Here is a 16,697-nt window from a genome sequence, read left to right on the forward strand (position 1 = left end):
CGATTCGGGTCCCGGAGGCGCGAAAAGGAGCGCCGGGCGGGCCCGGCGCTCCCTTTTTCCGCTGATTCTGCGTGTTCGCCGCAGGCGGTCCGTCAGCCAGCGCTCGGGTGGTCGACGACCGGCGCGTTGACGCACTGCGCGGTCTGCGGGGACAGGATCGGCACGGTCGCGCCCAGCACGGCGACGTTGTTGCCGCAGGCCTGCACCGGCAGCACGCTGGCGTTGAGGTCGTTCAGGACGTTGACGCCCTCGTTGTCCATGCTGTCGGCGTTGGCGACCGGGGCGAGGGCCAGCAGGCCGGCGGCGGCACCGGTGACGATCGCGGCTTTCTTCAGCACTTCGGTTGCTCCTTGTTGGGGATGGATGAAGCGTCGAGCGCTTTCCGCGTTCCCGCGAGATGCGGGTCCGCGCGTGCGCCCGGCGAGCAACCTAACCGGGCGACTCCCCGAATTCCCAACCGCTTGCCACTATCGTGTGGAAAATTGGTTCGACCCCTAAAGTTGCGAAAACAATGACCCGCCACAAATCACCCTGACGTGTAGGTGGGAAACCCTAAAGTCCGGTGTCGGGTGCACGGCGATCGAACCGCGCGCGGTTTCGGATGGGACGCGAACTCGCGGGGCGCGGTTCCTTCCCGCGGGAAATCGAGCGATCGCGCGCGCATTGGTCCGACCGAATTGGTTGTTCGGGCAACCAGGTGCCACGCCGACAGGTCACCCGAACGGAGCAGTGCGGATCACCGGCCGTGCAGGCCCAGCTGCCCGCGCGGGGGTGCGGACGCACTGGTCTGACCTGGACGCGAACCGGCTCGAAACCTTCCGTTAACCATCTGAGCAGGGCAAACACCCTGATTGCAGGGCGTGAGTCGGGGCGGTTCCGAATCACCTGTGTGGCTGTCTGCCGAAGCTCGATCTCGCAGGTAGCGTTCGCGGTGACGGGCCGTTTCCACCGCAAGTCCGTACGCGGCCCGTCCGGGAGGCCCTGATCGTGGCTGTTGGCTGGAGCGGACGTTCACCACGTCCACCTTGGTCGCGAAGGGGCCGGTCCTCGGCCTCAGCGGCCGCGCGGGCGCACCGCCCAGCCGGGCGCGAGCAGGCCAGACCGGCCCGCCGACGAGCGGGTGTGCACGCCACGCCCGTGAGGGAGTTGCCGTGACCGCACGACGTTCCCAGCCTCGCACGACCGACCCGGCCGCCGGGTCCACGCCCGTCGTGACCAGCGACGGAGGCGAGGTTCGCACCTATGTCCTGGACACTTCGGTGTTGCTGTCCGACCCGTGGGCCATGGCCCGGTTCGCGGAGCACCACGTGGTGCTGCCGCTGGTGGTCATCTCGGAGTTGGAGGGCAAGCGCCAGCACCCGGAATTGGGGTGGTTCGCCCGCGAAGCCCTGCGCGTGCTCGACGACCTGCGCATCCAGCACGGCCGGTTGGACAAGCAGGTGCCGGTCGGATCGGAGGGAGGCTCGCTGCACGTCGAGCTCAACCACTCCGACCCGTCGGTCCTGCCGCCGGGCTTCAGAACCGACTCCAACGACTCCCGGATCCTGGCCTGCGCGCTGAACCTGGCGGCCGAGGGCAACCGGGTCGTGCTGGTCACCAAGGACATGCCGCTGCGGGTCAAGGCCGCCTCGGTGGCTCTGGAGGCCGAGGAGTACCGGGCCCAGGACGTGGTCTCGTCCGGCTGGAGCGGGATGGCCGACGTCGACGTGGGGTCGAACTCGGTGGACGCGCTGTTCAAGGACGGCGTGGCCGACCTGGACGAGGCGCGCGACCTCCCGCCGAACACCGGTGTGCGGATGCTGGCCGGCTCGCAGAGCGCGCTGGGCAGGGTCACCGCCGACAAGCAGGTCAAGCTGGTGCGCGGTGATCGCGAGGTGTTCGGCCTGCACGGCCGCTCGGCCGAGCAGCGCATCGCGCTGGAGCTGCTGATGGATCCCGAGGTCGGGATCATCTCGCTCGGCGGCCGGGCGGGCACCGGCAAGTCGGCCCTGGCGCTGTGCGCGGGGCTGGAATCGGTGATGGAGCGCCAGCAGCACCGCAAGGTCGTGGTCTTCCGCCCGGTCTACGCGGTCGGCGGGCAGGAGCTCGGCTACCTGCCCGGCACCGAGGGCGAGAAGATGGCGCCCTGGGCGCAGGCCGTGTTCGACACGCTCGGCGCGCACGCCAGCGAGAACGTCCTGGAAGAGGTGATGGATCGCGGCATGCTGGAGGTGCTGCCGCTGACCCACATCCGCGGGCGCTCGCTGCACGACGCGTTCGTGATCGTCGACGAGGCCCAGTCGCTGGAGCGCAACGTGCTGCTCACGGTGCTGTCCCGGCTCGGGATGAATTCGCGGGTGGTGCTCACCCACGACGTCGCGCAGCGGGACAACCTCCGGGTCGGCAGGCACGACGGGGTGGCCGCGGTGATCGAGAAGCTCAAGGGCCACCCGCTGTTCGCCCACGTCACCCTCACCCGCTCGGAGCGCTCGCCGATCGCGGCGCTGGTCACCGAGCTCCTGGAGGGCGACAACCCGTAGCGCCGGGAGGTCACGCCCGAGCCTTTTTCATCAGAAGTCCCCCGCGAGGGTTCACCTCGCGGGGGACTTCTGATGAAAAGGGCTCCGTCACCACCCCGACGGCAGCGGGCGGCCCTCGGCGAAGCCCGCCGCGGACTGGATTCCCACCAGGGCGCGCTCGTGGAACTCCTCGAGGTCGTGCGCGCCCGCGTAGGTGCACGAGGAGCGCAGGCCGGAGGTGATCCGGTCCAGCAGGTCCTCCACGCCGGGGCACTGCGGGTCCAGGCTCATCCGGGAGCTGGAGATGCCCTCCTCGAACAGCGCCTTGCGCGCCTGGTCGAAGGCCCCGTCGGTGCGGGTGCGCGCGGAGACCGCGCGCTTGGAGGCCATCCCGAAGGACTCCTTGTAGGCTCTGCCGTGCTCGTCGCGCTGCAGGTCGCCGGGCGATTCGTAGGTGCCCGCGAACCAGGAGCCGACCATCACCGAGGAAGCACCGGCGGCCAGCGCCAGCGCCACGTCGCGCGGGTGCCGCACACCGCCGTCGGCCCACACGTGCTTGCCCAGCCTGCGCGCCTCGGCGGCGCACTCGGCCACCGCGGAGAACTGCGGTCGACCGACCCCGGTCATCATCCGGGTGGTGCACATCGCGCCGGGCCCGACCCCGACCTTGATCACGTCGGCGCCGGCCTCGGCCAGGTCGCGCACGCCCTCGGCGGTGACCACGTTGCCCGCGACCACCGGGACGGACGGGCCGACCGAGCGGACGGCCTTCAGCGCGGAGATCATCTTCTCCTGGTGCCCGTGCGCGGTGTCCACGACCAGCGCGTCCACCTCGGCCTCCAGCAGCGCGGTGGCCTTGGCGGCCACGTCCCCGTTCACGCCGACGGCGGCGGCGACCCGCAGCCTGCCCCGGTCGTCGAGCGCGGGGGCGTAGATCTCGGCGCGCAGCGCGCCCCGCTTGGTGAGGATGCCGGCCAGCGCGCCGTCGGCGTCGACCGCGAGCGCGACGTCGCGGGCCTGCTTGTGCAGCTGCTCGAAGATCTCGCGCGGCTCGGTGTCCAGCGGCAGCACCACCGGGTGGGTGTCGGCGACCTCGCCGACCCGGGCGAACCGGTCGACCCCGGTGCAGGCGGCCTCGTCGACCACGCCCAGCGGGCGGTTGGCGTCATCGACCACCACGACCGCGCCGTGCGCGCGCTTGGGCAGCAGGTTCAGCGCGTCGGCCACCGCGTCCTCGCTGTGCAGGACCAGCGGGGTGTCCCACAGCGGGTGGCGGTCCTTCACCCAGGACACGATCTCGGCGACCGCGCCGGGGGCGACGTCCTGCGGGAGCACGACCAGCCCGCCGCGCCGCGCCACCGTCTCGGCCATCCGGCGCCCGGCGACCGCGGTCATGTTGGCCACCACGATCGGCAGCGTGGCGCCGGACCCGTCGCTGGTGCCGAGGTCGACGTCGAACCGGGACTCGACCCCCGAGCGCTTCGGCGCCAGGAACACGTCGTCGTAGGTTAGGTCTGTGGTGGGCGTTTGCCCGTTCAAGAACTGCACGTCCCACGACGATACGCGACATCCCGCCGGACGGGCCCCGGGACGGACGGCCGGGTTCACTCCTCGCCGAGGGAGTCCAGCTCGGTGTAGGGGCGGTGGTTGCGGAAGAACCGGCTGTAGAGCTCGGAGCCGTCGTCGAGGGTGGCGTCCTCCAGCGGCTTGACCTCCACGACCTGCTTGAGCTTCCAGCTGACCGGGTTGTCGTTCTCGTCGACGTAGCTGGACTCCTGCTGCTTGCCGCACTCCCGGGCCTTCTCCGCGGCTTCCTCGGCGGTCTCGGCGGTGAGCAGCACGAAGGACTCCTCGAACAGCGGCTCGTGGTCCGGGGCCTCCGAGGTGGCTTCCAGCAGCAGCACCGCCACGTAGTGCTCCAGCTCGACCGACTCCGCGCCGCGCTGGAACTCGCGCGGGTCGATGGTGCCCGGTCCGATGTTGATCGAACCGACCGCGTCCTCGAATTCTTCGCCGCTCATGGCCCCAGGATCTCACCCGCCGCGGAGCATGCCGCGCACCGCCTCGACGGTGTCGGCCTCGCCCGCGTCCTTGTCCGGCCGGTAGCGGAGCACCCGGGCGAAGCGCAGCGCCACTCCGCCGGGGTAGCGCGGGCTCGTCTGCACGCCGTCGAGCTCGACCTCCACCACCAGCTCCGGCCTGACGCGCACCGCCCAGTCGTCGCCGCCGGTGGCCAGCCGCTGGAACTCGGCGGTCTGCCAGGCCAGCAGCTCGTCGGTGAGGCCCTTGAAGGTCTTGCCGACCATGATCGGCGGTCCGCCGTCGGGATCGCGGGCGCCCAGGTGGAGGTTGGACAGGTAGCCGCGGCGCCTGCCGTGGCCCCACTCGGCGGCGAGCACGACCAGGTCGAGCGTGTGCGCCGGCTTGATCTTGCGCCAGGACTTGCCGCGCCGCCCCGCCGCGTACGGCGCGTCGAGGTCCTTGACGACCACGCCCTCGTGGCCGCTGGCCAGCGCGTCGTCGAAGAGCGCCGCGGCCCGCTCCGGGTCGGGGGAGACAGCGCCGGGGATCCGGTGCGCGGCGGCGACCTGGTCCAGGGCCGCGAGGCGGTCGCGCAGCGGCCGGTCGAGCAGGTCGGCGCCGTCGAGGTGCAGGCAGTCGAAGAAGTAGGGGTGCAGCAGCTCGGCGCGCTGCTCCTGCGCGCCGAAGCGGGCCATCGTCTCCTGGAACGGGCGCGGGCGACCGGCGTCGTCGAGCGCGAGGGTCTCGCCGTCGAGCACCACCGAGCGGCAGTCCAGCCCGCGCACCAGCTCGACGAGCTCGCCGACGTTGCGGGTGATCTCGCGCAGCGTCCGCGTGTAGACGCGCACCTGGTCGCCGTCGCGGTGGACCTGGATGCGCGCCCCGTCCAGCTTGTGCTCGACGCTGCACTCGCCGAGCTCGGCCAGGGCGTCGTCGAGGGTCTCGGCGGGGGAGGCCAGCATCGGGCGGATCGGGCGGAACAGCTCCAGGCGGAACTCGGCCAGCGCCTCCTCGCCGCCGAGCAGCGCCGCCTCAGCGGTCGCGGGCAGCCGCCCGGAGAGCATGAAGGCCCGCCGCACCGCCTCCGCCCGCACCCCGGAGGACGCGGCGACGGCCTCGACCACGACGCCCTCCAGCGCGCCCTGGCGGAGCTCACCGCCGAACGACCGGACCAGGAAGGACTGCTCGGTGCCGGTGGCGCGGGCCAGCAGCCGGGTCAGCGCCTCGGCGCGCCGCTGCGCGGAGCCCGCGCCGCTGATCGCGCGCACCTCGTCGACGGCGGCGGCCACCTCGCCGATCGTCAGCTGCGGCTCGGCAGCGGGTTCGACCTGCAGCGACCCCAGCGTCGACCAGCCGACCCCGGCGCGCCCGCCGGGCAGCTCCCCGGCCAGCAACGCCGTCGCGGGGGCCACCTCGGAGCGGTCCAGGCGCCGCAGCAGCTCGGCGATCGCCGTCGTCTTCGCCTTGCGCGAGGACGTCGCCGCGACCTCCGCGGAGACCGCGACGACGTCCGAGAGCAGCACCATGCCCCCCATGGTGCTGCGCGCGGCCGACAACCACCTCGCGTCGCGCGGGGGGTGGTGGCCCTTCTCATCAAAAGTCCGCGGGCGAGCTCGGGACGTTCGACGAAAAGAGGGTGGCGTCGCTCAGCCGCCGTTGGCCATCCGCAGCACGTCGAGGGCCTCGTCGAGCTGGGCGCGGGTGAGCTTGCCGTTTTCGACGTGACCGCGTTCGAGCACGACCTCGCGGATGGTCTTGCGCTCCTTCAGGGCCTGCTTGGCCACCGCCGCGGCCTCCTCGTAGCCGATGTAGCGGTTGAGGGGCGTGACGATCGACGGCGAGCCCTCGGCGTAGGCGCGCGTCTGCTCGGTGTTGACCTGCAGCCCGGCGAAGACCTTGTCGGCGAGCTGGCGGGACACCGCCGCCAGCAGGCGGGCCGACTCCAGGACGTTGCGGGCGATGACCGGCAGCATCACGTTGAGCTGGAAGTTGCCCTGCGAGCCGGCGAACGACACGGCGGCGTCGTTGCCGATCACCTGGGCGGCCACCTGCAGGGTGGACTCCGGGATGACCGGGTTGACCTTGCCCGGCATGATCGACGAGCCGGGCTGCAGGTCCGGCAGCGCCAGCTCGCCCAGGCCGGTGCGCGGGCCGGATCCCAGGAAGCGGAGGTCGTTGGCGATCTTGGTGAGGCTGACGGCCACGGTGCGCAGGTGCCCGGAGGTCTCCACCACCGAGTCCTGCGCGGCCTGGGCCTCGAAGTGGTCGCGGGCCTCGGTCAGCGGCAGGCCGGTGACCTTCGCGAGCTCCTCGGACACGGCCGCGCCGAAGCCCTCCGGAGCGTTCAGCCCGGAGCCGACCGCGGTGCCGCCGATGGGCAGCTCGCCCAGGCGCGGCAGCCCGGAGCGCAGCCGGTCCACGCCGTAGCGGACCTGGGTGGCCCAGGCGCCGGCCTCCTGCGCCAGGGTGATCGGGACCGCGTCCATCAGGTGCGTGCGACCGGACTTGACCACCTCGGTCCACTCCTGCGCGCGGCCCTCGACGGTCTCGGCCAGGTGCTCCAGCGCCGGGACGACGTCGGTGAGCACCGCTTCGGTCGCGGCGACGTGGATCGTGGTCGGGAAGGTGTCGTTGGACGACTGCGAGGCGTTGACCTGGTCGTTCGGGTGCACGTCGCGACCCAGCGCGGCGGAGGCCAGGGTGGCGATGACCTCGTTGGCGTTCATGTTCGACGACGTGCCGGAACCGGTCTGGAACACGTCGATCGGGAAGTGCTCGTCGTGCTTCCCCTCGGCGACCTCGTCGGCCGCGGCGGCGATGGCCTCGGCGACGTCGGCGTCGAGCACCCCGAGCCGGCCGTTGACCCGTGCGGCGGCGGCCTTGAGCAGGCCGAGCGCGCGGATCTGGGCGCGCTCCAGGCCCCGGCCGGAGATCGGGAAGTTCTCCACGGCGCGCTGCGTCTGCGCGCGGTAGAGCGCCTCGGCGGGCACCCGAACCTCGCCCATCGTGTCGTGCTCGATCCGGAATTCCTGTTCAGCCATGTCCCGAGTGTCCCGCCGCGAGGATCCCGAGGTCAGCGTGAACCGCCCCACTGCGCCCGTTCTAGCACGATCCTTGATCGATGAAGGTGCGGGATCTCTCCGCGGCGCGAGAGCGGGGCGCTCCCGAGGGAACGCCCCGCTCTCGCCTCGCCGGTCAGCTGATCGTGGAGCTGATCCAGTCCGCGTAGGCCGTGGCGTCGGTGTAGACCGAGGGCGCCGTGCCGCACACCGGGACCGGGCTGCCGAGCCTGCTGGTGACGCCGGTCAGCCTCCAGTCGCCGGGGGTGCCCTCCAGCTGCGGGCCGCCCGAGTCGCCGAAGCAGGCGTTGGCCAGCGGTTCCGAGCTGGCCGTGCAGATCTCGGTGGCCGGGTCGATGGAGCTCAGCGAGCACGCCCCGTCCTCGGTGACGTTGGTCTCGAGCTCCTGCAGCTGCTCCGGCGGTTCGCCGCAGCCGCGCACCGGGCAGGTCACGCCCCAGCCGATGATCCGCGACGGGGTGCCCACCTCGCCGGACGCGTCGGCGATCTCCACCGGGGTCCGCGAGGCGGCGTGGTCGAGCTTGAGCAGCGCGATGTCGCCGTTCGGGCTGTTGGTGGCGTAGTCCGGGTGCACGACGATCTCGGCGACCCCGGCCTCCTCGCCGCCGCTGCTCCAGGTGGGGCTGCCGATGCGCAGTCCCAGGTCGCCGGGCTTGGCGTCGGCCACGCAGTGCGCGGCGGTGAGCACCCACTGCGGGTCGATCAGCGACGCGCCGCAGCTGTGCGAGCCCTCGCGCTGCAGCGAGGCCATGAAGTCGTACTGCTCGGTGGCTTCGTGCCCGCCGACGATCAACGGCTCCGCATCGCTGGCGATCAGCTCGCCCGGGTCGTCCGCCGCGACGGCCGCGGGCGCGAATCCCGCGCTCAGCGCGAGCGCGGCGACTCCGCCGAGCAGTGTGGACAGCCTTCTCATCTCCGGTACCCCTCCCCGCCGAGATCCCCTTTCCCCGCGAAGTTAAGGGGATGCAGATCACGCAGGTACCGCCGCGCGCGCCAATGGGTTGGGCTGTTCGGGCTAGGCCTTGCTCCGAAGGGCCGACATTCCGGATCGATCCGGCTAGGCTGTGGGTTGTCCCACGCGGCCGAAGGTTCCCTGCGAGGTGGTGGGTGTGACCGAGGTAGACCTGCTGATCGTCGGCGCGGGTCCGACCGGTCTGTTCGCGGCGTACTACGCGGGTTTTCGCGGGTTGTCGGCCGCGCTGGTGGACGCGCTGCCCGAACCGGGCGGGCAGATCACCGCGATGTACCCGGAGAAGATGATCTTCGACGTGGCCGGGTTCCCGGAGGTTCGCGGCCGCGATCTGGTGACCGCGCTGGTGGATCAGGCCGCGCAGTACGACCCGGTCTACCTGCTCGGCCGCCCGGCGACCCGGTTGTCCGATGTGGACGGAGGTCTGCAGGTCGAGCTCGGCGGCGGCGAGTCGGTGCGCGCCGGGGCGGTGCTGGTGACCGCCGGGATCGGCGAGTTCAACCCGCGCCCGCTGCCTGCCGGGGGCGAGTGGGTCGGCAGCGGCGTCGTGCACTTCATCCCCGAGCTCTCCGCGCACGGCGGGCACGACGTGGTGGTGGTCGGCGGCGGGGACTCGGCCTTCGACTGGGCCCTCGCGCTGCACCCGATCGCGCGCAGCGTGACCCTGGTGCACCGCCGCACCCGGTTCCGCGCGCACTCCGGGCTGGTGGACAAGGTCGCCGATCTGGGCGTGGAGCTCGTGGTGCCCGCCGAGGTGGTGGAGATCCGCGGGGACGAGGTGGTGCGCGAGGTCGAGATCGAGACCGGCGGCGAGCGCCGCACCCTGCCCGCGCAGACCGTGGTCGCCGCGCTCGGCTTCACCGCCGACCTCGGGCCGATCGAGGACTGGGGGCTGGAGCTGGAGAAGCGCTCGATCCTGGTGGACAGCACGATGCGCACCAGCCGCGCCCGCGTCTACGCCGCGGGCGACGTCGCGGCGTACCGGGGCAAGGTCAAGCTCATCGCGACCGGCTTCGGCGAGGCCGCGACCGCGGTGAACAACATCGCGGTCGAGCTCGACCCGGACACCCACCTCTTCCCCGGGCACTCCTCGAACATGGGGTGAGGCGGCCCGGAACCGCGGCCCTCCCGCGCGATCCCGGGCCGCGGGGCCTCAGCCGCCGGTGTTCTGGCTGATCCAGTCGGCGTAGGCCGGGACGTCGGTGTAGATCGACGGGCCGGTGGCGCAGGTGGAGTCGTTGTTGCCCGCTCGGCTGGTCGCGCCGATCAGCTCCCAGTTGCCCTCGGTGCCCTTGATCTGCGGGCCGCCCGAATCGCCGTAGCAGGCACCGGAGTCGCCGCCGGGGTTGTCGGTGCAGATCTCGCCCGCGCCGTCGATGCCCTGGCAACCGGCGTCGTCGACGATCTGGGTGTCGAGCTCCTGCAGGGTCGTGGGCACCTCGCCGCAGCCGCTCTCCGGGCAGGTCTGGCCCCAGCCGATGATCCGGGTCGGCGTGCCCGCGGCCCCGGACTCGGCGGCGATGCCGATGGGCTTCGCCGACAGCGGCTTGTCCAGCTGCAGCAGCGCCAGGTCGGCCGTCTCGTGGCTCTTGGTCGCCGTCACCGCGGCCTGCTCGCCGCCGCTGGTGTTGTCGTTGCTGCCCACGCGGACGGTGAAGTCGCCACCGCCCGCGACGCAGTGCGCGGCCGTGACGACCCAGTCCGGCTTGATCAGCGCGCCGCCGCACAGGTGCGAGCCCTGCTGCTGCAGCGAGACCATGAACGAGTAGGTCTGGGTGGCGTCGTGGCCGCCGATGATCATCGGGTCGACCTCGTCGGCCGCGGCCGTGGCGGGCAGGCACAGCGCACCGACGGCGCCCGCCGCGGCGAGCGCGGAGATGATTGCCTCACGCATGAACCCTCCGGGAGTCCCCGGCACCGAAGGCCGGCTGGCCGCAGACGCTAGCCAGCGCCCGTCGCGGCTCGTACCCACGAAGGTGGGAGCGGCTCACCCGAAAAGGCGGTGACCTGCGGCGCGCACCGCAGGTCACCGCCCCGGATCGAGCTCATCGCCCGGTTTTTCCCGCTTTCCCGGAAGGCTCAGGCCTCGGAGTCGCCGAAGTCCACTTCGGAGTACTCGCGCAGCTTGGACAGCTTGTGCGAGGCGTCGACCACGCGCACCGTGCCCGATTTCGAGCGCATCACGATGGACTGCGTGGAACAGCGGTTCGCGCGGTAGTGCACGCCGCGCAGCAGCGCGCCGTCGGTGATGCCGGTGGCCACGAAGAACATGTTGTCCCCGCGCACCAGGTCCGAGGTGGTCAGCACCTGCTCCGGGTCGTGCCCGGCCTCGCGCAGCTTGGCCCGCTCCTCGTCGTCCTTCGGCCACAGCCGGGTCTGGATCTCGCCGTCGAGGCACTTGAGCGCGCAGGCGGTGATGATGCCCTCCGGGGTGCCGCCGATGCCCAGGAGCATGTCCACGCCGCTGTCCGGGCGGGCCGCGGCGATCGCACCGGCCACGTCGCCGTCGGAGATGAACTGCACCCGGGCGCCGGCCTCGCGGACCGCCTTGACGTGCTGCTCGTGGCGCGGCCGGTCCAGCACGCAGACCGTCACGTCGGAGATGTCGACCTGCTTGGCCTTGGCCACCCTGCGGAGGTTCTCCGCGATCGGCGCGGAGATGTCGATGACCCCGGCCGCTTCCGGGCCGACCGCCATCTTCTCCATGTAGAACACGGCCGAGGGGTCGAACATGGTGCCGCGCTCGGAGACCGCCAGCACCGCGAGCGCGTTGGGCATGCCCTTGCTCAGCAGCGTGGTGCCGTCGATCGGGTCGACCGCGACGTCGACCTCGGGGCCGCCGCCGTTGCCGACCTCCTCGCCGTTGTAGAGCATCGGCGCCTCGTCCTTCTCGCCCTCGCCGATGACCACCGTGCCGCGCATCGAGACCGTGCCGATGAGCTTGCGCATCGCGTCGACGGCCGCGCCGTCGCCGCTGTTCTTGTCCCCGCGACCCACCCAGCGGCCGGCGGCCATCGCGGCGGCCTCGGTGACGCGGACGAGTTCCATCGCGAGGTTGCGGTCGGGTGCTTCCGGGTTTCGCGTGCTGCTCATCGAGCCCTCCCCGTTGATAAGGCATTCGGTGGCTTGTGCCCGGTCCGGCGGATCGGGATCCGCGCCCGGACGAGTTGGTTCGGATCTTCGCAGATCATCGAGGCACCCGGAGTGCTCGCGTGGGGCAGCCCACTCGCCTTCGCCCTGCCCGCTGAGCTGCGGTGCGGCCGGTGAGAGCATGGGTGTCGTGGCAGAACCCCGCAACCAGCAGCCAGCGCAGCAGCAGGGCCAGGCGCAGTCCCGCCCGCCGCGGACGATGTCGGCGATGGTGTTCGCCATCCTGCCGTTGGTGCTGGTCGCGTTCGGATTCGCCGGCCTGGCCGGGATGTGCTCGTTCAACCCCGGCGGCCCCTCGGTGGACACCGGCTCGGTGCCGACCGTTGACGTATCGGGTGAACTGCGCAGCGACGCCGCCTCGGCCGACTTCCCGGTCGTCGAGCCGCAGCTGCCGCGCAGCTGGCGGGCCAACTCCGCGAACACCACCACGCTGCCCTCGCACCAGCAGGTGGTCAAGGTCGGCTGGTTGACCGGCGGGGGCGACTACCTGCGGCTGGCCCAGTCCCCGGGCTCCGAGGAGGAGCTGGTGGCCGCCGAGACCCGGAAGGCGCCGCAGGCGACCGGCACCGTTTCGGCCGGCGGCGCGCAGTGGGTGGAGTACCGCAGCATGCGCGACGAGCGGGCCTGGGTCGCCGAGCGCGCGGGCGTGCGGCTGCTGATCACCGGCAACGCCTCGGAGCAGGAGTTCCGGACGCTCGCCGAGGCGACCCTGCGGGCTCAGCCCGTGGGATGAGCCCGCCCGCTCCGCGCACCTGAGCGGCGCTGCCGCTCCGGGTGCGGGCCGCTGAGGTGGTCGCCGGGAAGGAGAAGCCCGAACGGCCCCTACTCTTCCTCCTCCACCGAGGCCAGCGCCCGGTCGACGCGTTCCCGGGCGCCCGCGAGGTGGCGCTCGCACACCGTGGCCAGGGCTTCGCCCTTCTCCCACAGCGCCAGCGAGTCCTCCAGCGAGAGCCCTCCGGCCTCCAGCTGCTTGACGACCTCGGCCAGCTGGTCGCGGGCTGCCTCGTAGCCCAGTTCGGCGACCTCGGGGTGCTCGGCGACCGGGTCGAAGTGCTCGTCCTGCTGTTCGCTCAAGGGGCCGGAGTCTCCACATCGCTGTTCACGGACACCACCGCGGTGGCGACCGCCTGGTCGTAGCCGACGAACGCCTCGGCGAACTCGGCGCCGTCGCCTTCGCGCACCGCGTCGTCGATGCGCAGCTGCGCTTCGACGACCCTACGTCGGTGGGCCGACCACTCCCACCGGGAGGGGCCGACGTAACCGGAGGTCGCAGCGGCCAGGGCGCGCAGCCTGCCGGGCAGGTCCCGGCGCTCCACCGACTGGCAGCCGCCCAGCAGGGCCGACCAGCACCCGGCGGCGGTCGAGTCGGCGGCCTCGGCGCAGCGCTGCACCTCGCACGCGGACGCCGCGGCGGGCCCCGGCTCGCTGGCCGCGTCGCGCGCCACGCCGACGGTCAGCGGGAGGAACGAGGGTTGTTCCTGGTGCACGGTCTTCGTCCTGTTCAGCCTGCTCGGTCGGGCACTTCCGCGTGGATCGCGCCGTCGGCGACCCTCACCCGCAGGCGCGTGCCCGGGGGCGCGTCGTCGGCGGACCGCACGACCCCGTCGACGGTGCCGTCCGCATCGCCCTCGATGCGCTGCACGATCGCGTATCCACGAGCCAGCGTGGCCGCCGGTCCCAGGGTCGTCAAGCGCGATCGGGTGGCCGACAGCGCGTGGGTCTCGGCGGTGAGCACGGCGGTCACCGCTCGGCGGGAGCGCTCGCGCAGCAGCTCGACCTGCTCCGCGCGCTGCTGCAGCGGCCCGTGCGGGTCGGCCAGCACCGGCCGGCTGCGCAGCTGGTCGAGCAGGCGGCGCTCGCGGTCGACCCAGCCGTGCAGCGCGCGGCGCGCGCGATCGCGCAGCTGGGAGACCCGCTGCGCCTCCTCGGCCACGTCGGGCACGACCCGCTTGCCCGCCCCGGTCGGGGTGGAGCTGCGCACGTCGGCCACGTGGTCCAGCAGCGGCGAGTCCGGCTCGTGCCCGATGGCGCTGACCACCGGGGTGCCGCAGGCGGCCACCGCGCGGCAGAGCGCCTCGTCGGAGAACGGCAGCAGGTCCTCGACGCTGCCGCCCCCGCGCGCCAGCACGATCACGTCGACCTCGGGCATCGCGTCGAGCTCCTGCAGCGCGGGCAGGATCTGGGGCACCGCGCTGGAGCCCTGCACCGCCACGTTGCGGATCTCGAACTCGACGTTCGGCCAGCGCAGACGAGCGTTGGTGAGCACGTCGTGCTCGGCGGCCGAGGCCCGGCCGGTGATCAGCCCGACCCGGTTGGGCAGGAAGGGCAGCGGGCGCTTGCGCGCCGGGTCGAACAGGCCCTCGGCCTTGAGCAGCTGGCGGAGCCGCTCGATGCGGGCCAGCAGCTCGCCGATGCCGACCGCGCGGATCTCGTCGACGCGCAGGCTCAGCGTGCCGCGGCCGACGAAGAAGTTCGGCTTGCCGTGCACGACCACGCGGCTGCCGTCGGTCAGCGGCGGATCCATCCCGCGCAGCATCGCCGCCGAGCAGGTCAGCGTCAGGGACACGTCCGCCGAGGGGTCGCGGAGCGTCAGGAACGCGGTGCTGGCTCCGGGCCGGGCCGAGATCTGGGTGATCTGCCCCTCGACCCAGATCTTGCCGAGGCGGTTGATCCAGTCGGCGATCTTGCGCGCCACGGTCCGGACCGGCCAGGGCTCCTCGGCGCTGGTCGGACCGCTGTCTGCTGCAGAGCTCAGCGCCCCTCCTCTGGAAGTGCTCGGGACCTGCTTCGGTCGGCGGTGCGGGCAGCGGGACCTGAGCGGCTCGGTGGGCTCGTGCCGCGCGCGCTCCGCCGCGAAGCCCTTCGAACCCGCGGCGAGGCCCGCTCCGGTCCCGCCCCGGCGGCTCGGCCGCATTCCTAGCAGCTCCCGGTCCGGTGGGAAACCGAGCGCCGATCATCGGCGCTCGCCGCCAGCCTAGCGCTCGGTTCGCGGGGCGAACGGGTTCCGGCTACTCGCCGCGCAGCCGGGTGAGCCGGTTGCGCAGCATCCGCAGGTACTCCGGCCGGCGCTCGTGCGCCTCCTCGTGGGCCAGCAGGGCCTCCAGGTCCTCCTCGCTCAGGCCGCGCAGGCGACCGCGCAGCTGCGGGAGCGTCAGGCCCGGGTACTCGGCCAGCACCTCGTTCTCGGGCTCCGGTTCCGGGGCGGGCTCCGGCTCGGGCAGGTCCTCGTCGAAGGTGGTCCAGCTGGGCCGCTCCTCGGCCTGCTGGAACGAGGCGAGCGCCTCGTCGCCCTTGATGGCGAGCTCGGTGATCTGCTGCTGGACGCGCATCGAGGCCTGCAGCGCTTGGCTGGCCACGGTCACCGGCAGGCCGATCAGCGTGTTCGGGAGCTTGCGGGTCTGCTCGACGGCGGTGGCGGCCAGACCGGCGGCGACCCGCACCGGAAGGGGGAGCGAGGACATGGTCACAGCCTGCCGCACAACCGCCGCCGAGGCCATCACTCCCCGGCACGCGGGGCCCGGTTCCCTCCAGGGGGAGCCGGGGCTCGGCCGTTCGGCCCAGCCCGCCGCCGTCCGGGTGCGAGTCCCTCGGCGACCGGATCGGAGGAACGCGTCGGCGTCCGCGAACAGCCCTCGCCACCTGCGACGACGTCGACAACCGGGGGTGGTGGGGCGACTCACCCCAAGGGGTGGATGGGATGGCCTACCTTGCGGAAGAGCACCGCGGGCGCGATCCGTACCCTTGGAACCATGACGACCACGCCCGAGGCCGGCGACCTCGCCGCGACCGACCCCGCCCGCACCAAGCGAGTGCTGTTGGCCAAGCCGCGCGGGTACTGCGCAGGCGTCGACCGCGCAGTGATCACCGTCGAGAAGGCCCTGGAGACCTACGGCGCGCCGATCTACGTCCGCAAGGAGATCGTGCACAACCGCCACGTCGTGGACACCCTCACCGAGCGCGGTGTGATCTTCGTCGACGAGACCGACGAGGTGCCCGAGGGCGCCATGGTCGTGTTCTCCGCGCACGGCGTCTCGCCGAAGGTCCACGAGGAGGCCGAGGCCCGGAACCTGCGCACCATCGACGCCACCTGCCCGCTGGTGACGAAGGTGCACAAGGAGGTCAACCGCTTCGCGCGGGACGACTACGACATCCTGCTGATCGGGCACGAGGGCCACGAGGAGGTCGAGGGCACCGCGGGCGAGGCGCCCGAGCGGGTGCAGCTGGTGGACAAGCCCGAGGACGTCGACAAGGTGGAGGTCCGCGACCCGAACAAGGTCGTCTGGCTGTCGCAGACCACGCTGAGCGTCGACGAGACCATGGAGCGGGTCGACCAGCTCAAGGGCAAGTTCCCGGACCTGCAGGCCCCGCCGAGCGACGACATCTGCTACGCCACCTCCAACCGGCAGGACGCGGTCAAGGCGATGGCCGCCGAGTGCGACCTGGTGATCGTGGTCGGCTCGCAGAACTCCTCGAACTCCAAGCGGCTGGTCGAGGTCGCGCTGCAGGCCGGCGCCACCGACTCGCACCTGATCGACTACGCCGAGCAGATCGACGAGTCCTGGCTGGAGGGCGTCGGCACGATCGGCGTGACCAGCGGTGCCTCCGTCCCCGACGTGCTGGTCTTCCAGGTGCTCGACCACCTCGCCGAGCGCGGCTGGACCGACGTCGACGAGGTCACCACGGCCAACGAGAAGGTCACCTTCGCGCTGCCCCGCGAGCTGCGCAAGGACCTCGACGAGAACCCGAACAACCCGAAGAGCGTCCGCTGACGCGGTAGCGCTCGCCCCCGCGACGAGAAGTCCCGCCGCGCACCGCGCGGCGGGACTTCTCGTGCATCGGGGCTACCGCGGGCGGCGCGGTCGGTTGCCGGGCGGCGGTTCCGGCGGCCGGGGGCGTCCCGGGTTCTGCCTGGGTGCCGGTCCGCCCTGGCGCGGCGGCTGCGCGCCGAGCTGGCCCGCCGGGCGCGGGCGTCCCGCG

16 protein-coding genes are annotated in these 16,697 nt (G+C 72.5%); 4 read left to right on the plus strand and 12 right to left on the minus strand.

The window, feature by feature from the left end; all coding sequences use genetic code 11:
• Nucleotides 1-92: 92 nt before the first annotated feature.
• On the minus strand, nt 93-338 hold the full coding sequence (locus tag ACFQRI_RS10950; protein WP_380667277.1) for a hypothetical protein: 246 nt from the start codon (nt 336-338) through the stop codon (nt 93-95).
• 873 nt (nt 339-1,211) lie between these two features.
• Here ACFQRI_RS10950 and ACFQRI_RS10955 point away from each other — a divergent pair.
• Entirely contained in the window at nt 1,212-2,519 is a 1,308-nt protein-coding gene (locus ACFQRI_RS10955; protein ID WP_380667336.1) for a PhoH family protein, read from the plus strand.
• An 87-nt stretch (nt 2,520-2,606) separates the two neighbouring features.
• Here the strand turns inward: ACFQRI_RS10955 and ACFQRI_RS10960 are convergent, their stop codons facing one another.
• The 5 genes from ACFQRI_RS10960 to ACFQRI_RS10980 form a co-directional block, all read right to left on the minus strand.
• Nucleotides 2,607-4,046: a GuaB1 family IMP dehydrogenase-related protein gene (locus ACFQRI_RS10960; RefSeq protein WP_380667279.1), complete on the minus strand. Its 1,440-nt coding sequence runs from the start codon at nt 4,044-4,046 to the stop codon at nt 2,607-2,609.
• Nucleotides 4,047-4,102: 56 nt separating this feature from the next.
• Complete coding sequence (locus ACFQRI_RS10965; RefSeq protein ID WP_380667281.1) at nt 4,103-4,519, minus strand: DUF4288 domain-containing protein; 417 nt, start codon at nt 4,517-4,519, stop codon at nt 4,103-4,105.
• A 12-nt stretch (nt 4,520-4,531) separates the two neighbouring features.
• Nucleotides 4,532-6,046 (minus strand): ATP-dependent DNA ligase, encoded by a 1,515-nt coding sequence (locus tag ACFQRI_RS10970; protein WP_380667283.1) that lies wholly within the window; start codon nt 6,044-6,046, stop codon nt 4,532-4,534.
• 120 nt (nt 6,047-6,166) lie between these two features.
• Nucleotides 6,167-7,561, minus strand: a complete 1,395-nt coding sequence (locus ACFQRI_RS10975) for a class II fumarate hydratase (RefSeq protein ID WP_380667285.1) — start codon at nt 7,559-7,561, stop codon at nt 6,167-6,169.
• Nucleotides 7,562-7,715: 154 nt separating this feature from the next.
• Nucleotides 7,716-8,513 (minus strand): S1 family peptidase, encoded by a 798-nt coding sequence (locus ACFQRI_RS10980; RefSeq protein ID WP_380667287.1) that lies wholly within the window; start codon nt 8,511-8,513, stop codon nt 7,716-7,718.
• A gap of 187 nt (nt 8,514-8,700) precedes the next feature.
• On the opposite strand from ACFQRI_RS10980, the gene ACFQRI_RS10985 reads away from it, so the two are divergent.
• Complete coding sequence (locus tag ACFQRI_RS10985; RefSeq protein ID WP_380667289.1) at nt 8,701-9,675, plus strand: NAD(P)/FAD-dependent oxidoreductase; 975 nt, start codon at nt 8,701-8,703, stop codon at nt 9,673-9,675.
• A 48-nt stretch (nt 9,676-9,723) separates the two neighbouring features.
• Here the strand turns inward: ACFQRI_RS10985 and ACFQRI_RS10990 are convergent, their stop codons facing one another.
• Both ACFQRI_RS10990 and glpX read right to left on the minus strand, forming a co-directional pair.
• Complete coding sequence (locus ACFQRI_RS10990) at nt 9,724-10,464, minus strand: S1 family peptidase (RefSeq protein ID WP_380667290.1); 741 nt, start codon at nt 10,462-10,464, stop codon at nt 9,724-9,726.
• 185 nt (nt 10,465-10,649) lie between these two features.
• Entirely contained in the window at nt 10,650-11,663 is a 1,014-nt protein-coding gene (gene glpX, locus ACFQRI_RS10995) for a class II fructose-bisphosphatase (protein ID WP_380667292.1), read from the minus strand.
• A 178-nt stretch (nt 11,664-11,841) separates the two neighbouring features.
• Between glpX and ACFQRI_RS11000 the strand changes: the two genes are divergently transcribed.
• Nucleotides 11,842-12,453 carry a DUF4245 domain-containing protein gene (locus tag ACFQRI_RS11000; RefSeq protein WP_380667294.1) on the plus strand — a complete coding sequence of 204 codons (612 nt, stop codon included), beginning with the start codon at nt 11,842-11,844 and terminating at the stop codon, nt 12,451-12,453.
• A gap of 89 nt (nt 12,454-12,542) precedes the next feature.
• Here ACFQRI_RS11000 and ACFQRI_RS11005 read toward each other — a convergent pair whose 3' ends face one another.
• The 4 genes from ACFQRI_RS11005 to ACFQRI_RS11020 all read right to left on the minus strand — a co-directional run bounded on the left by ACFQRI_RS11005 (nt 12,543) and on the right by ACFQRI_RS11020 (nt 15,181).
• A complete protein-coding gene (locus ACFQRI_RS11005; protein WP_380667296.1) occupies nt 12,543-12,794 on the minus strand; it encodes an exodeoxyribonuclease VII small subunit in 252 nt (83 codons plus the stop codon).
• On the minus strand, nt 12,791-13,207 hold the full coding sequence (locus ACFQRI_RS11010) for a hypothetical protein (protein WP_380667298.1): 417 nt from the start codon (nt 13,205-13,207) through the stop codon (nt 12,791-12,793). The genes ACFQRI_RS11005 and ACFQRI_RS11010 overlap by 4 nt, the downstream gene beginning before the upstream one ends.
• Nucleotides 13,208-13,221: 14 nt before the next feature.
• Nucleotides 13,222-14,475, minus strand: a complete 1,254-nt coding sequence (gene xseA, locus ACFQRI_RS11015; protein WP_380667338.1) for an exodeoxyribonuclease VII large subunit — start codon at nt 14,473-14,475, stop codon at nt 13,222-13,224.
• 253 nt (nt 14,476-14,728) lie between these two features.
• Nucleotides 14,729-15,181, minus strand: coding sequence for a lipid droplet-associated protein (locus ACFQRI_RS11020; RefSeq protein ID WP_380667300.1), 453 nt, complete (start codon nt 15,179-15,181; stop codon nt 14,729-14,731).
• Between the two features lie 288 nt (nt 15,182-15,469).
• On the opposite strand from ACFQRI_RS11020, the gene ACFQRI_RS11025 reads away from it, so the two are divergent.
• On the plus strand, nt 15,470-16,489 hold the full coding sequence (locus tag ACFQRI_RS11025; RefSeq protein WP_380667302.1) for a 4-hydroxy-3-methylbut-2-enyl diphosphate reductase: 1,020 nt from the start codon (nt 15,470-15,472) through the stop codon (nt 16,487-16,489).
• Nucleotides 16,490-16,697 lie beyond the last annotated feature (208 nt).

It is taken from the genome of Saccharopolyspora griseoalba (assembly GCF_042665275.1).
In the GTDB taxonomy this organism is placed as follows: Bacteria; Actinomycetota; Actinomycetes; order Mycobacteriales; family Pseudonocardiaceae; genus Saccharopolyspora; species Saccharopolyspora griseoalba.

Bases quoted from the DNA above. Each gene is read 5' to 3' on its own strand.
- ACFQRI_RS10990 (WP_380667290.1), bottom strand. From the start codon at position 10,464: ATGCGTGAGGCAATCATCTCCGCGCTCGCCGCGGCGGGCGCCGTCGGT.
- ACFQRI_RS11000 (WP_380667294.1), top strand. From the start codon at position 11,842: ATGGGTGTCGTGGCAGAACCCCGCAACCAGCAGCCAGCGCAGCAGCAG.
- ACFQRI_RS10965 (WP_380667281.1), bottom strand. From the start codon at position 4,519: ATGAGCGGCGAAGAATTCGAGGACGCGGTCGGTTCGATCAACATCGGA.
- ACFQRI_RS10975 (WP_380667285.1), bottom strand. From the start codon at position 7,561: ATGGCTGAACAGGAATTCCGGATCGAGCACGACACGATGGGCGAGGTT.
- ACFQRI_RS11025 (WP_380667302.1), top strand. From the start codon at position 15,470: ATGACGACCACGCCCGAGGCCGGCGACCTCGCCGCGACCGACCCCGCC.
- ACFQRI_RS11020 (WP_380667300.1), bottom strand. From the start codon at position 15,181: ATGTCCTCGCTCCCCCTTCCGGTGCGGGTCGCCGCCGGTCTGGCCGCC.
- ACFQRI_RS10970 (WP_380667283.1), bottom strand. From the start codon at position 6,046: ATGGTGCTGCTCTCGGACGTCGTCGCGGTCTCCGCGGAGGTCGCGGCG.
- glpX (WP_380667292.1), bottom strand. From the start codon at position 11,663: ATGAGCAGCACGCGAAACCCGGAAGCACCCGACCGCAACCTCGCGATG.
- ACFQRI_RS10980 (WP_380667287.1), bottom strand. From the start codon at position 8,513: ATGAGAAGGCTGTCCACACTGCTCGGCGGAGTCGCCGCGCTCGCGCTG.